The following is a 12205-nucleotide window of genomic DNA, read 5'->3' on the forward strand; positions in this document are numbered from 1 at the left end:
ACTGCAGCCGGCGCCGTGGGTTAGACTCCGCACGATCCGCCCGGGCTGAAGGAATGACGCCATCGCATAAACCTTTTCGCTGGACACGCGTTGTTGGGTTTCAAGCCAGGGAGATGACCATGCAGATGAAGTCGGAAATCGCCGGCGAGGCCGCCAAGCAGCGGCACATCCAGCGCCGTATCGACGAGAAGGATAAGTCCAAGTCCAATGGCAAGCAAAAAGGCGCCATGCAGGCCGGTGCCCGCAAATATCCCGAGCCGCCCTTCCCCGAGCAGCACCAGCCGAAGCCGGGGCATGAATGGGCGATCGAGCCGGCGCCGCTTTACGATGCGCCATTTTATATCGGATCGAAAAAGCTCGACGGCAAAGTGGCCGTCATTACCGGCGGCGACTCAGGCATCGGCCGTGCGGTGGCCGTGCTCTATGCGCGTGAAGGCGCCGATGTGGCGATCATCTATCTCTCAGAGGATAGGGACGCCGAAGATACCAAAAGGGCCGTCGAAGCGGAAGGCCGGCGCTGCATCCTGATCAAGGCCGATGTCAGCGAACGCGACCACTGCCACAACGCGGTGGCTGAGATCGTGCAGGAGTTTGGGCGGATCGACGTGCTGGTCAACAACGCCGCTTTCCAGGTCCACTCCAGCGATTTCAGCGAGCTGACCGAGGAGCATTTCGACACGACGCTGAAGACCAACCTCTACGGCTATTTTCACATGGCGCAGGAGGCCGTGCCGCACATGAAACCCGGTTCGGCGATCATCAATACCGGTTCAGTGACCGGCATCGAGGGCTCGAAGCAACTGGTCGATTACTCCATGACTAAGGGCGGCATTCATGCCTTCACCCGCGCGCTCTCGGGCAACCTTGTCGACAAGGGCATAAGGGTCAACGCCGTGGCGCCAGGCCCGGTTTGGACGCCGCTCAACCCCTCGGACAAGGAAGCCGGCGATGTTTCGAAATTTGGCGCTGACACGCCGATGAAACGGCCGGCCCAGCCGGAGGAGATCGCGCCGGCCTACGTGTTCCTCGCCTCGCCGCACTGCTCCAGCTATATCACCGGCGAGATATTGCCGATCGTCGGCGGCTACTGACGACATGTATTTCATAGCCCTGGCCACTGACTATGACGGCACGCTGGCGCATGAAGGGATCGTTGCCGAGAAGACTCTTGCGGCGCTCGAGCGCTTCAAGAAGAGCGGCCGCAAGCTCATTCTCGTTACCGGGCGCGAGCTGCCCGACCTGAAGCGTGTCTTTCCCGAAGTCGCGATCTTCGACAAGGTCGTCGCGGAAAATGGCGCGCTGATCTACACGCCGGCGAGCGAGGAGGAGCGGGCGATATCTCCGCCGCCCGCCCCCGAGTTCATCGCCAAACTCAGGAAACGCGGTGTCAAACCGCTTTCGGTCGGCCGCTCTATCGTGGCTACCTGGGAACCGCATCAGGCTACCGCACTCGAGGTCATCAAGAAATTGGGGCTGGAGCTGGAAATCATCTTCAACAAGGGCGCGGTTATGATCCTGCCCAGCGGCATCAACAAGGCGACCGGGCTGACAGCCGCGCTTCAGGACCTCAGATTGTCGCCGCACAACGTCGTCGGTGTCGGCGACGCCGAAAACGACCACGCCTTCCTGCGCGCCTGCGGCCTCAGCATCGCCGTCGACAATGCACTGGCGGCGGTCAAGGATACAGCGGATCTCGTGACACGCGGCGCGCGCGGAAAGGGCGTCGAGGAGCTGATCGACAAACTTGTCGAGCGCGATCGCGAGCTTGTGCCGAACCGCGACGGCATTCTGCTCGGCTCGGAGGATGGCAAGGAGGTGCATCTGTCGCCAACCGATACGGTGCTGATCGCCGGCAGCTCCGGCATCGGCAAATCGACCCTGGCGACCGCACTGACGGAGCGCTTCGTCGAGAGAAAGTTCCAGTTCTGCATCTTCGATCCGGAAGGCGACTATGACGGCCTCGAAGGCGCCGTCCGGCTGGGCGACGGCTCGAATGCGCCGACGAAGACGGAGCTGCTCGAGATCCTGGAGAAGCCGGACAACAACCTGGTCGTCAACGGCCTGGCGCTGCGCGTCAATGAGCGGCCGGACTTCTTTGCCGACCTGCTGCCGGGGCTTGGTAGCGTTCGCTTCCGCACGGCACGACCACACTGGCTGATCATCGACGAAGCGCATCACCTCTTGCCGAAGCGGCGCGACGACACGCCAATGGTGCTGGCCATGGAATTGCCGGGCACGATCCTGATCACGGTTCATCCGGACGCGATCTCAACCGAGGCATTGCGGCTGGTCACCGCCGTCATCGCACTCGGCCCCAAGGCGAAAAAGGTCATCAAGACGTTCTGTCACGAGACCGGCACCGAACCGCCAAAGGACAAGGACCTGAACTCTCCAAAAGACAAGCGCGTGCTGTTCTGGCGGCCGCAGGCGCGTAAGAAACCTGCCATGGTCGAGCCGATCGAACCGCGACAGTCGCTCAAGCGCCACAGCCGCAAATATGCCGAGGGCCAGCTGGACGAGAAGGGCAGCTTCTATTTCCGCGGCCCCGACAATGCGATGAACCTCCGCGCCCACAATCTGATGATTTTCGCCCAGATCGCCGAGGGCATCGACGACAAGACCTGGGAACATCATTTGCGCGCCGGCGACTATTCCGAATGGTTTCGCCACCAGATCAGGGACAAGGAACTGGCGCGCGAAACCGCCGAAGCGGAGAAAGACGGCACACTTTCGGCGCAGGAGAGCCGCAACCACGTCCTGGACGCGGTGCGCCGCCGCTATACCGCGCCCGCGACCGCGCCGAAGGAATAGATGCAAACGGCGCCCAGCCGGTCCCAAGCCGGCTGGGTTCACCTCGTGGTCGATCTCCGTCCCGAGCCGGCAGAAGACCGGGTCCCAGTCGGTTCCAATCGTCGATGGTCCATCGTGGAACCTCATCCGCCAAACGAGATTGTGTTCTATCGGGCGCCAGATCCATTCAATGCCGAATAATTGCCCGGAAGGAGACGATGGATGAGCAACGACCGGGACAAGGATGGTCCTGTCTTTTCGGCGGAGCAGGCGCGGCAGGGCGAGATCATCCTGCGGACGCGGGCGCGCCGGATCATTTTCATCGCCGGCCTGGCGGGTCTCGTCTTGCTGGCATTGCTGGTGTGGTGGATTGAATTCCTGACGGCTGGAGCGAAATCATGAAATCACAGCTTGTTGCCGAAAGCGCCGGACAGAGAACGTTCGTCATTGTGCTCGATCCGGGCGAAGAGGCGTTTGCCCAGCTGACGTCCTTTGCCGTCGACAACGACATTGGCAGTGCGGCGCTGACCGCGCTCGGCGCTTTCGAAAGAGCGACCGTCGGCTGGTTCGACCCTGGGGAAAGGACCTACCGGAAAATCCCCGTTCGGGAACAGTGTGAAGTGCTGAGCGCGATCGGCGATGTTGCCATCGGCGACGACGGCAGGCCCAGCCTGCACGTCCACGCAGTCCTTGGATTGAGTGACGGCACCACGAGGGGCGGTCATCTGTTGGACGGCATCGTGCGGCCGACGCTCGAGGTCACATTGGTGGAGACGCCTGGCCATCTGCGCCGCAGGCACCGTCCCGAACTCGGCGTCGCCCTGATCGACTTGGAGGCTTGATCCGAGCCGATCACTTCGTTGATTTGACCGCGGCCGTTTCGGGTACGACCTCCCAACCGAAGACGCTGCGGCCGCCGAGCAGATGCGATTGCTCGAACTCCCCGGCGACGATTTCCTTCAGGCTTGGGCCGGTGACATAGCGCTCGACCTGCCGCGACTGGTCGTCCAGCCGCCGCAACGCGCCGATCTCTTCGTCACGGCCGAGCCTGGCCTTCTGGACAGCCGACTTCAGCACGCCGATCGTCTCGTCATAGACCTTCAGCGGCACGGGGAACGGATGCCGGTCCTTGCCGCCATGCGCCAGCGAGAAACGCCCTGGATCGGAAAAACGGCACGGCGCGCCATGCACCACTTCGGCGACCAGCGCCAGCGCCCGCACCGTGCGCGCGCCGACATTGGGCACCAGGAGAAGCCCGGCGAAATCTGTCGGGCCGCGCTCGGCCGCCGCCGCGATGTTGCCGTGCAGGCGGCGCATGACGACATCGCTTTCGCGTACATCGTGGTGCGCCGGCATCACCAGATGCGGCAGCAGCTTTTGTGCCGGCTCCGGCGCTGGCGCCGAACCCCGCTCCAAAGCGGCAAGCTCCCTCACGATGCGATCCGGTCCAAGGTCATGCAGAAGGTCCAGTTGTCCCTGGCGCGACGCTTCGGCGCGGCGGTCGGTCAGGTTGACGATCTCGCCCTGGTTGGCGCCCTCGATGGCAGCATGCGGCTGGTCGACAAAGCTCTTCAGGCCCTCGGACAGCCAGTGATAGCGGCGCGCCACCTTGCTGTCGCCGTTCATGCCTTGCTGCACCACCACCCATTTGCCGTCATCGGTGACGATAAAGCCGTGCAGATAGAGATCGAAACCGTCCTGGACCGCGGCGCTGTCCACCTTGGCGACAAGCCGGCTGGCAGTCGCGAGGCCTTGCCCGTCGAGGCCGACACGCTCGCCGATCAGGGCAAGCTCGTGCGGGGTCTTGCGCGAATGCGCGCCGCGGCCGCCGCAAACGTGGATGCCGAGTTCGCCGGAAAGCGGCGACAGGCCGCGCTTCAACGCACCGACGACGCTGGTGGTGATGCCGGAAGAGTGCCAGTCCATCCCCATCACGGCGCCAAAGGACTGGAACCAGAACGGATGCGCCAGCCGGCGCAGCAATTCATCGCGGCCGTAATGGTGGATGATCGCCTCGCACATGACCGCGCCAAGCCGCGTCATGCGGTCGCCGAGCCATTTCGGCACGCGTCCGCCGTGAAGTGGAAGATCAGCACTTCCCGATCGCTGTGCCACGCTCTCTTGCTTGCTCCTTGAGTCCTGCCTCCACAGATAGGTATCGAAAGCGCCGCGAAGAAGCGATGGCCTGATTCAGGCCGCGATCGTTGCGAGCCGCTAGAGCAATTCCAGGAAAAGTGTGAACGGTTTTCCGTCCGGGATTGCGCAGAAACAAAGAGATAGAGCGTTTCGGCGTTTCCGTGAAACGATGAACCGCTCTAGCGGGCAGGCTCGCTGAGGAGATCAAACTTTTGGATCTCGCAATGCTCGCCCACCGATGCCAGCAGATCCATTGGCGGTGCGCCAGTGTCGGGCCGCCTCCAACTGATCTCGAACGAGAACACAGGGTCCTTGAGATCTGGGCGCCTCTCTATTGCGACGAGGCGTGCCTGGTAGCCAAGCGGCCCGATGAGCGCATCGAGCTCCTGTCGAGCCGCGGCCTTCCACGTCAGTTCCAACTGGGCATGGTGTTCGCGCGACATTCGAAGGTCCACCCATTTCAGGACCAGCAAGGTGGCCAGCGTCAGCGCCGTGCCGGCCGCGCCCAAGCCGTATTGGCCACCACCGAAAGCCAATCCGATCGCCGTCATCACCCACAACGTGGCCGCCGTGGTGACCCCGCTGACAAGATTGCCGCGGCGAAGAATGGCGCCACCGCCGATAAAGCCAACGCCGGTCAACACGCCCAGCGGAAAGCGCAAGACGTCCATCGATGCAAACGAATCCGGGTGCTTGCCAACGGTCTCGAGCAGAATACTGGCCTGGATCATTGTGATGGCGGCGGCCAATCCGACCAGCACGGTGGTGCGTAGCCCCGCCGCGTGCCCGCGCGCCTCGCGGTTGAGGCCTATCAACAGGCCGGCGAGCGCGGTCAGAAGCAGTCGTGCCGCGATGTCCTGCCAGACCGGAACAACGAGAAGCATCGCGGTCACCCGTCAGGCCAAGCGCTGCTGGCCAGGAATAGCGCCAGGGTCAAAGCGAACAAGGGCAAGAGCGTCTTCATCGCAAATTCTTTTCGTCGATAAGCAACAAACGATGCGCTTGGATTTTGGTTGCGCCGCCGACGATTCACTCCGGCGATCGGCAGCGGCGGAACAAAACCTTCGGCCTGTGGGTTGGTGGGTTCACGCCAACGAAGGATTTGCAGTCATGGTCCGCTTGCTGCTTGCCGGAGCCGTCGCTTATCTGGCCTATCGCATCACCAAGGAGATCGGTGGGTCCGACGAGGTCGATCCGCGGTCGCCTTCACCCGACCAAACCGGCCGCAAGGTGCCGAGGCGGGAAAGCGGGGCGCAGGGGAATGGCCGACGGCGGTAGCGAATGCCTCAGCGGCGGCGCGGACCAGCCATGACCGCATTTCCGTTGCCGCTCGACCTTCGTCCGATGGAAGCCAAAGCCGCCGATGCAATTCCTGGCGGTGACGGGCTTTGGCAGTACGAACCGAAATGGGACGGGTTCCGCTGCCTCGTGTTCAAGGGCGACGATGCCGTCGATCTGCGTGCAAAATCGGGCAAGCCGCTTGGCCGCTATTTTCCCGAACTGGTCGTGGTGCTGCGCTATGTGAACTCGCGGCGGTTTGTTGCCGACGGCGAGATCGTCATCGAGGTCGACGGATCGTCCTCGTTCGAGGCCCTGCAAATGCGCCTTCATCCAGCCGAAAGCAGGATCCGCAAGTTGAGCCTGGAGACGCCTGCCATGCTGGTCCTGTTCGACATGCTGGCCGAACCCGGCGGCAGGATCATCATCGAAGAGCCTCTCACCAGCAGGAGGCAGGCGATTGAGGCCTTTGTCGCGTCGGCGGCACGGCCCGAACTGCACCTGTCTAAATATACGCACGACGCCGCCACCGCCGAGCGCTGGCTGCAGGGCGCCGGCCACGGCTCGACCGACGGTGTCGTTGCAAAACTGATCGCCGGGCCATACCGGCCCGGCGAGCGCGCCATGGTCAAGGTCAAGCGGCTGCGCACGGCGGATTGCGTGGTCGGCGGCTTTCGCTATCTCGCCGGCAGCAACGAAGTCGGATCCCTGCTGCTCGGCCTCTACAACAACGAAGGCAGGCTGGACCATGTCGGGTTCACCTCGACCATCGGCAAGGACGACAGGGCGGCGCTGACCAGACGGCTGGAAAAACTGCGGGCCAAACCGGGTTTCACCGGCAAGGCGCCGGGCGGACCAAGCCGCTGGAGTACGGACCGCAGCGGACAATGGGAACCGATAAAGCCTGAACTGGTGGTCGAGGTTCGTTTCGACCATGTGACAGGCGACCGGTTCCGGCATGGAACCAAGCTGTTGCGCTGGCGGCCGGACAAGCAGCCGCGGCAATGCACGTTCGAGCAGATCGAGTAAGTCCGTCCCGAGGCACCGATTCAAGCTCTTGCTGCCCCGTCCTGCCGACGACGACGGAACCAATGCAGAATTCGCTGGTTCGCCGCACTAGCGGAGCCTCGGCAATCCATTGCCGAGGCTCGGAGGCGATCTGGTAGATCAAGCGGCTTCTTGCATTGCGCGTTCGTTGACACCGCTTTCGCCGAGCTTGGAAAGCGCTTCGTCGGTCGCGACCTCTTCCTTGAGAGTTGCCCTGAGCAGCTCGACAACGTCGCTCTTGCCAAGTTCTTCCGCCCACGCGATCAAAGTGCCGTAGCGAGCGATCTCGTAATGCTCGACGGCCTGCGCCGCACCGACAAGCCCGGCGTCGAGCGCGGGAGCACCGTTATACTCCTCGAGCATTTCCGAGCCCTCTTCGATGATGCCGTCAATCGCCGGGCAGGTCTTGCCGCGGGCCGGCTTGCCGAATTTCTCGAACACCTCCTCCAGGCGGTCGACATGTCCTTCGGTTTCCATGCGGTGCTTCTCGAAGGCGGCGGTCACTTCTTCCGACTCCGCGCCCTTGGCCATTTTGGGCAGCGCTTTCAGTATCTTCTTCTCGGCGTAGTAGAGGTCTTTGAGCCCGTCGAGGAACAGATCCTCAAGGCCCTTGCTTGCCGTCTTCGCGGCCTTTTTCGTAGTCACCATGATCCTCTCCCCAATGGTTGGTGCCGCCTCGCAAAGTAGAGGCGTCCGATAACCCACCGACGGGAAACAAGTTCCCTGACGGTCCGGGAGCTTTGAAAATTTTCCGACCCGCCGTGTAGTGTCGCAAGGGGCCTCAACCTGCGGCAGCAATCGGCCAGGAAAGCGCCGTCAGCGCTCGCCGATATGCTCGACCAGGCGGGTATATTCGGCCTCGGCCAGGCCGTAGCCGCCATCCGCCAGTGCGACGAGACCATCGCGATCGCGAATGATAATTTCGCCGCGGCGGGACCGGATGAGCCCTCGCCCCTCAAGCAGCTGCAACGCGACCGTGACGCCCGGGCGCCTTACGCCAAGCATGATCGACAGGAATTCGTGAGTGATCGTCAGCCGGCCGCCGTCCACCCGATCGTCACACATGAGCAGCCAGCGCGCCAGCCGGTCTTCAAGTTTCGATCGCGCGTTGACCAGCGCGGTATAGCCAGTCTGGACATGCAGATATTGCACGTAGCGCAGCAAGAACAGGCGCAGCGTCGGGCTTTGCGTCAGCGCTGCCTTGAATGGCTCGGCATCTATCCTGGCGGCTTCTCCCGCCAGTTGCACATAGCAATCATGGACCGTACGGTCGTCGCCCATTATCAGAGCCGAGCCGGTCATACCTTCCAAGCCGACAAGGCCAACTTCCGCATCGCTGCCGTTCGGCATTTTCGCAACCACCGAACCGATGCCGTCCTCGAGGAAATAAATGGCCTCGATCGGCGATCCGGACACTTCGAGCGATTGCCGTAACTCCAGCGAACAGCGCTCGATGTGCGGCTCGAGAGATGCGAAATCGCCGGCGCTCATCCGGCGCAACAGCTTGTTTTTGTACAGGTTTTTGTTGGAAATTGCTGGATCAGACATAGCTCGCCCCAAAACAGGGCAAGAGCTTTTTTATCTCCCAGCCGTCCGCGCCCGGTATAACCTGCGGACGATAGCGCTCATATAAGCACTGAAAGGTATGGAGCCTACTAAATAAAAAAATGAATCGATGCACGGCAGTTTCTCCTGCCGCTTGCCTACGAAAACATCCGACTGAAAGTTAGAGTTGGAAACGTACCAAAGACAGTTTGGTACGAAAACGACAATTGAGATCATCGGGCGCGAAAGAGCCCGTCGCGAGGGATGCAACGGGCTCCATTCGGGCGTCGTGGGCTACGCCCAGTGATCCAAATGAGGGGTGGGTTGGATCGCAGCAACAATGCAGGTGGAAGGCAGTCGTTCCCAAACTGTCTGCTTGGTAATTTCCGTACATTGAGTTTGGAAGAGAGCGGCGCTAATTGAATTGGAGTCGTCCACACAGACATGGCGAGTGGACGCTTGAAAGACGCTTCGCGCTTTCGCCCTTTTCAAGGGAGGATGGCATGTCGATGCAAGGTGCAGCAACTCCAGCCGAACTGAGCGTGCTGAAAAAAGCGCTCGACGACTGCTGCCGCGAGTTGGGTGTTGCGGACGACAGTCCTGTCCGCGAGCGGTTGGCCGCCCGTATCATGTCGCTGTTCAACGAGGGTGTGCTCAGCGCCGATCTGAAAGAAGCGCTGGCCGCCGATCGCCAACACTAAGCTGCTGCTATGGTGGTGTCCTCGTTGCCGAAAGGTTCGGCACCGGGTCGCCCTTTTTAGCCAAGGATCATGGAAATCTTGTCTCTTCACGACAAAACGCCCGGCGCTTGTTACCAAGCGCCGGGTGTTTGGTCGTGAGCGTGACACTAAAGCGCGTCGCGCTCGACCGGCCCCATGCGACGCGCTTTAGGTTCCTGTTTTATGCATGTCGCTATCACAAAACCGCTGCACACTTTTGCGCGACATACATCAAATGCGCCCAAGCAGGACCAGGATGATGACTATAAGCAACACCAGGCCGAGGCCGCCACCACCGTAATAGCCGGTGCCATAGAACGGTCCGCCGCCCAAGCCGCTGAAGCCGCCAAGCAAGGCAAGGACCAAGATAATGATGAGAATGGTTCCAAGGCCCATGATGTCTGCTCTCCTTGTTTGCGCTGCCGCCATTCGCATCAGCGCGTCGCATTGTACAAAGGTATGAACTCGCAAGGAGCATTCCTGTTCCGGCGGGACGGTAAGGCGTACGCTCATGCGGCGAGCAAAATGCCGGGTTGTGCCGTTAGAAAAGTCCATAGATGCGTGCCCGCGGAGAATGGCATGCCGGCCACCTTGAACACCTGAGAACATGCTGAATTTCATAGGAAATTTGTCGGAACCTTCGCCAGCTCGAACGGTTGTTTTCGTAGTCGCAACGCGACGACCCTCGTAAAAAGGAGAAGCATCATGCTCACGAAAATTCTCGCAGCTTCGGCGCTTACGATCGGTCTGGCCACGTCAGCGATGGCCCAGAACGTCGGCGACCCCTCCGGAGCCGCTGCCGACGGTAGCGGGCGGACGGTCGTAGTCCCGGATAATGGCGGCCCTGACACCGGCACGGATTCGACCATCACCAACAGCATTCGCGATTTCTCAACGACGAATTCGAATGCCGACCGGAATTGCCCGCCGGGCCCGCAGGGGGCTCTGCCCGATGCGACCGGCAAGGCTCGGGACACGATGGCGCCGACGGTGAACGACAACCACTGCGGCAAGTAAGCGCCCGGTCATCACAGCCTGACGAGGCCGCGGAGCATAGGCTCCGCGGCCGGCTGGTTTTGCCGTAAAATCAGCCTAACGGCCGCGGTGGTCGAAGCTGACCGCGATATCCCGACCGTCCAGCGCCCGAACGATAAAGCCAACCAGCTCCTCGTCGGTTTGCCGGAACCAGGGAAAGCGTTTGCGCAAATCGGCTATGACGACGGTGGTCGAGAGAATGTCGCCGGAATGATAGTCGGCCATGATGGTATGAACGGCAGCGTCGGTGTCAATACCGATTCCTAGCGGCGACTTGATCTGCCCCACGGAAGCCTCCACCCATCTCTCCCAGCCAACGATAGCAAGACTGCGGCAAAGCGAAAGAGCTTGTACGATTCCGTACGATCTCGCGGCTTGCGTTGCACTTTCCACGACCCGGCCGGCGTCTTTTGTTTTGCGTTTCCAAACCATTGTTTGGCGTCGCGGCGGCGTGGCCGCCGCGATCAGGCAACCTCGCCGCAGCTTCCGCGTTGAGCCATCGGAGGGATGACATCGGCCTCGGAGAACTTCCATGAAAACACTTCTATCCATCACTGCGGCAGCGCTGATGGCCGGCGCGCCTTTGGCTGCTTTTGCTCAATCGGCGACGCTGACGCCTCTAACGACCGACACCATGAGCAAGGTTGACACCGCGACGTTCGTCAAGACCGTGCCCATCGCCAATACATTCGAAATCGAATCGAGCCGACTTGCGCAGACGCAGGCGACTGCCGACGACGTGAAGGCATTCGCGGCGCAAATGGTCACGGACCACACCAAGGCCGGCGAGGACTTCAAGGCGGCGCTCAGCAGGGGTCAGACGACTTCGGCCACCGCGCCAGCCGGCCCGTCGCTGGACACCAAGCACCAGGCGCTGCTCGACCAACTTAAGGAGGCCAGCGGTGACAGCTTCCAATCGAAATATATCGACATGCAGACCCAGGCGCATAAGGAAGCGGTGGCGATGTTTTCCGCTTACGCAAATTCCGGCGACGATCCGGCGATGAAGGAGTTTGCCAAGAAGACGCTGCCGGTGCTGCAAATGCACGAACGTCATGTCAAGGACCTCGCTGCCGCGCATCAATGAGAGCGAGGAGTGCCTTTTGCAAACGAAAGGCCGCCCCACACACGGCCTGTGTAAAGCGGCTGTAGTCCGGCCACACGGCCGGGAACAAAGCACAGAGAGTGCCGTTATTTATCCGGCTTGTTCGGGGAGGATCCAATGGAAGGCGGCATTCGCGAGGCCTCAAGGATAGTAGCGCCGGCTTTCGGCACCGTCCTGGTCGCCGCTGTCATAGGCTGAAATCGCTTTCCGAACGGGACAGGCTGCCTTCATGCGCTACGGCGAGATATTTGCAAATGTTACGGCACTCATGTTGCTGGCCTTGATGATTGGCGGCGTCTTCGTCCTGTTTGGAGAGCCGCTGTGGCCGCGGCACTACGCGAGAATGGTGCTGGTTACGGATATCGATGCCATGACCACCGCGTCAGTCCGAACAAGCTGCGTGCCCAGTCCATGCCTGCCCGACACCATCGATCACACCGTGCTCACTCCTCGCCCCGAGGACGGACCGTGATCTGCGATTGCAGCAGACGCGGAGCGAGGAGATGCGGAAAGGCCCGCCACGCGACCTGCGCGACGGACCCTTTGGTTC

16 protein-coding genes are annotated in these 12205 nt (G+C 61.6%); 10 read left to right on the forward strand and 6 right to left on the reverse strand.

Annotated elements, in window-relative coordinates:
• Nucleotides 1-119 precede the first annotated feature (119 nt).
• From NKH23_RS01795 to NKH23_RS01810, 4 genes are all read left to right on the forward strand, one after another.
• A complete protein-coding gene (locus NKH23_RS01795; RefSeq protein WP_352912050.1) occupies nucleotides 120-1091 on the forward strand; it encodes an SDR family oxidoreductase in 972 nt (323 codons plus the stop codon).
• 4 nt (nucleotides 1092-1095) lie between these two features.
• Nucleotides 1096-2811, forward strand: a complete 1716-nt coding sequence (locus NKH23_RS01800) for an HAD family hydrolase (protein ID WP_352912053.1) — start codon at nucleotides 1096-1098, stop codon at nucleotides 2809-2811.
• Between the two features lie 201 nt (nucleotides 2812-3012).
• Complete coding sequence (locus NKH23_RS01805) at nucleotides 3013-3192, forward strand: peptide ABC transporter permease (protein WP_352977132.1); 180 nt, start codon at nucleotides 3013-3015, stop codon at nucleotides 3190-3192.
• Entirely contained in the window at nucleotides 3189-3632 is a 444-nt protein-coding gene (locus NKH23_RS01810) for a PPC domain-containing DNA-binding protein (RefSeq protein WP_352912057.1), read from the forward strand. Before NKH23_RS01805 ends, NKH23_RS01810 begins: the two co-directional genes overlap by 4 nt.
• A 10-nt stretch (nucleotides 3633-3642) precedes the next feature.
• Here NKH23_RS01810 and NKH23_RS01815 read toward each other — a convergent pair whose 3' ends face one another.
• Both NKH23_RS01815 and NKH23_RS01820 read right to left on the reverse strand, forming a co-directional pair.
• The gene (locus NKH23_RS01815; protein WP_352449581.1) at nucleotides 3643-4905 is read right to left on the reverse strand and encodes a DUF763 domain-containing protein; all 1263 of its coding nucleotides are present in this window, start codon (nucleotides 4903-4905) and stop codon (nucleotides 3643-3645) included.
• 200 nt (nucleotides 4906-5105) lie between these two features.
• Nucleotides 5106-5810, reverse strand: a complete 705-nt coding sequence (locus NKH23_RS01820) for an MgtC/SapB family protein (protein ID WP_352716224.1) — start codon at nucleotides 5808-5810, stop codon at nucleotides 5106-5108.
• A 226-nt stretch (nucleotides 5811-6036) separates the two neighbouring features.
• On the opposite strand from NKH23_RS01820, the gene NKH23_RS01825 reads away from it, so the two are divergent.
• Nucleotides 6037-6204: a hypothetical protein gene (locus NKH23_RS01825; protein ID WP_023677102.1), complete on the forward strand. Its 168-nt coding sequence runs from the start codon at nucleotides 6037-6039 to the stop codon at nucleotides 6202-6204.
• A 30-nt stretch (nucleotides 6205-6234) separates the two neighbouring features.
• Nucleotides 6235-7233 carry an ATP-dependent DNA ligase gene (locus NKH23_RS01830; protein WP_352979100.1) on the forward strand — a complete coding sequence of 333 codons (999 nt, stop codon included), beginning with the start codon at nucleotides 6235-6237 and terminating at the stop codon, nucleotides 7231-7233.
• A 138-nt stretch (nucleotides 7234-7371) separates the two neighbouring features.
• Here NKH23_RS01830 and NKH23_RS01835 read toward each other — a convergent pair whose 3' ends face one another.
• Complete coding sequence (locus tag NKH23_RS01835; RefSeq protein ID WP_352979102.1) at nucleotides 7372-7899, reverse strand: YciE/YciF ferroxidase family protein; 528 nt, start codon at nucleotides 7897-7899, stop codon at nucleotides 7372-7374.
• A gap of 168 nt (nucleotides 7900-8067) precedes the next feature.
• Complete coding sequence (locus tag NKH23_RS01840; protein ID WP_352716218.1) at nucleotides 8068-8799, reverse strand: Crp/Fnr family transcriptional regulator; 732 nt, start codon at nucleotides 8797-8799, stop codon at nucleotides 8068-8070.
• Between the two features lie 500 nt (nucleotides 8800-9299).
• Here NKH23_RS01840 and NKH23_RS01845 point away from each other — a divergent pair, with 500 nt between their 5' ends.
• Nucleotides 9300-9497 carry a hypothetical protein gene (locus NKH23_RS01845; protein WP_292655400.1) on the forward strand — a complete coding sequence of 66 codons (198 nt, stop codon included), beginning with the start codon at nucleotides 9300-9302 and terminating at the stop codon, nucleotides 9495-9497.
• Between the two features lie 249 nt (nucleotides 9498-9746).
• Here NKH23_RS01845 and NKH23_RS01850 read toward each other — a convergent pair whose 3' ends face one another.
• The gene (locus tag NKH23_RS01850; protein ID WP_023677107.1) at nucleotides 9747-9911 is read right to left on the reverse strand and encodes a DUF3309 family protein; all 165 of its coding nucleotides are present in this window, start codon (nucleotides 9909-9911) and stop codon (nucleotides 9747-9749) included.
• Between the two features lie 309 nt (nucleotides 9912-10220).
• Between NKH23_RS01850 and NKH23_RS01855 the strand changes: the two genes are divergently transcribed.
• Nucleotides 10221-10532, forward strand: a complete 312-nt coding sequence (locus tag NKH23_RS01855) for a hypothetical protein (protein ID WP_352979104.1) — start codon at nucleotides 10221-10223, stop codon at nucleotides 10530-10532.
• A gap of 75 nt (nucleotides 10533-10607) precedes the next feature.
• Here the strand turns inward: NKH23_RS01855 and NKH23_RS01860 are convergent, their stop codons facing one another.
• On the reverse strand, nucleotides 10608-10850 hold the full coding sequence (locus NKH23_RS01860; protein WP_023677110.1) for a hypothetical protein: 243 nt from the start codon (nucleotides 10848-10850) through the stop codon (nucleotides 10608-10610).
• A gap of 232 nt (nucleotides 10851-11082) precedes the next feature.
• On the opposite strand from NKH23_RS01860, the gene NKH23_RS01865 reads away from it, so the two are divergent.
• Together NKH23_RS01865 and NKH23_RS01870 are read left to right on the forward strand one after the other, a co-directional pair.
• Nucleotides 11083-11637, forward strand: coding sequence for a DUF4142 domain-containing protein (locus tag NKH23_RS01865; protein WP_353034172.1), 555 nt, complete (start codon nucleotides 11083-11085; stop codon nucleotides 11635-11637).
• 247 nt (nucleotides 11638-11884) lie between these two features.
• On the forward strand, nucleotides 11885-12127 hold the full coding sequence (locus NKH23_RS01870; protein ID WP_023677112.1) for a hypothetical protein: 243 nt from the start codon (nucleotides 11885-11887) through the stop codon (nucleotides 12125-12127).
• Nucleotides 12128-12205: the final 78 nt, after the last annotated feature.

It is taken from the genome of Mesorhizobium sp. M1328 (assembly GCF_040318075.1).
In the GTDB taxonomy this organism is placed as follows: Bacteria; Pseudomonadota; Alphaproteobacteria; order Rhizobiales; family Rhizobiaceae; genus Mesorhizobium.

Coding starts and splice junctions, on each gene's coding strand:
- NKH23_RS01795 (WP_352912050.1), top strand. CDS start 120: ATGCAGATGAAGTCGGAAATCGCCGGCGAGGCCGCCAAGCAGCGGCAC.
- NKH23_RS01800 (WP_352912053.1), top strand. CDS start 1,096: ATGTATTTCATAGCCCTGGCCACTGACTATGACGGCACGCTGGCGCAT.
- NKH23_RS01805 (WP_352977132.1), top strand. CDS start 3,013: ATGAGCAACGACCGGGACAAGGATGGTCCTGTCTTTTCGGCGGAGCAG.
- NKH23_RS01810 (WP_352912057.1), top strand. CDS start 3,189: ATGAAATCACAGCTTGTTGCCGAAAGCGCCGGACAGAGAACGTTCGTC.
- NKH23_RS01820 (WP_352716224.1), bottom strand. CDS start 5,810: ATGCTTCTCGTTGTTCCGGTCTGGCAGGACATCGCGGCACGACTGCTT.
- NKH23_RS01825 (WP_023677102.1), top strand. CDS start 6,037: ATGGTCCGCTTGCTGCTTGCCGGAGCCGTCGCTTATCTGGCCTATCGC.
- NKH23_RS01830 (WP_352979100.1), top strand. CDS start 6,235: ATGACCGCATTTCCGTTGCCGCTCGACCTTCGTCCGATGGAAGCCAAA.
- NKH23_RS01835 (WP_352979102.1), bottom strand. CDS start 7,899: ATGGTGACTACGAAAAAGGCCGCGAAGACGGCAAGCAAGGGCCTTGAG.
- NKH23_RS01840 (WP_352716218.1), bottom strand. CDS start 8,799: ATGTCTGATCCAGCAATTTCCAACAAAAACCTGTACAAAAACAAGCTG.
- NKH23_RS01845 (WP_292655400.1), top strand. CDS start 9,300: ATGTCGATGCAAGGTGCAGCAACTCCAGCCGAACTGAGCGTGCTGAAA.
- NKH23_RS01850 (WP_023677107.1), bottom strand. CDS start 9,911: ATGGGCCTTGGAACCATTCTCATCATTATCTTGGTCCTTGCCTTGCTT.
- NKH23_RS01855 (WP_352979104.1), top strand. CDS start 10,221: ATGCTCACGAAAATTCTCGCAGCTTCGGCGCTTACGATCGGTCTGGCC.
- NKH23_RS01865 (WP_353034172.1), top strand. CDS start 11,083: ATGAAAACACTTCTATCCATCACTGCGGCAGCGCTGATGGCCGGCGCG.
- NKH23_RS01870 (WP_023677112.1), top strand. CDS start 11,885: ATGCGCTACGGCGAGATATTTGCAAATGTTACGGCACTCATGTTGCTG.